The 505-nt window shown below is 64.8% G+C and carries 1 protein-coding gene; it reads left to right on the top strand.

Features of this window, described 5'->3' with window-relative positions; genetic code table 11:
- The coding region (locus DVH02_RS31205; protein WP_114627209.1) for an acyltransferase domain-containing protein at positions 1 to 505 on the top strand (505 nt) is incomplete at both ends.

The raw sequence follows: 505 nt of genomic DNA, 5'->3' as shown, positions 1-505 counted from the left end.
GGGTGGGGCGTATTGATGTGGCCGCGGTGAATGGTCCGGGTTCTGTGGTGGTGGCGGGTGATGCGGACGCGTTGGATGAGTTGGTGGCGCGGTGTGAGTTGGATGAGGTGAGGGTGCGGCGGGTGCCGGTGGATTATGCGTCGCATACGTGGCATGTGGAGGCGCTTGAGGGCGAGTTGGCGGAGGTGTTGGCGCCGGTTGTTCCTCGGGTGGGTGGGGTGCCGTTCTTCTCGACGACTGAGGCCGCGTTTGTGGATACGGCTGAACTCGACGGCGGTTATTGGTATCGGAATTTGCGTCAGCGGGTGCGGTTTGCTGAGGCGGTGGAGAGTCTGGCCGGGCAGGGTTTCGGCGCGTTTGTCGAGGTCAGTTCGCATCCCGTGTTGGGTATGGCGGTGCAGGAGGCTGCCGCGGACGCGGTGGTGGTGGGCACGCTGCGTCGTGATGATGGGGGTAGTGGGCGTTTCCTGACGTCGTTGGCTGAGGCGTGGGTGCGGGGTGTTCC

Source organism: Streptomyces corynorhini, assembly GCF_003346515.1.
GTDB lineage: Bacteria > Actinomycetota > Actinomycetes > Streptomycetales > Streptomycetaceae > Streptomyces > Streptomyces corynorhini.
The sequence above is the reverse complement of the archived record's forward strand: the minus strand, read 5'-3'. Positions and strand labels throughout refer to the sequence as shown.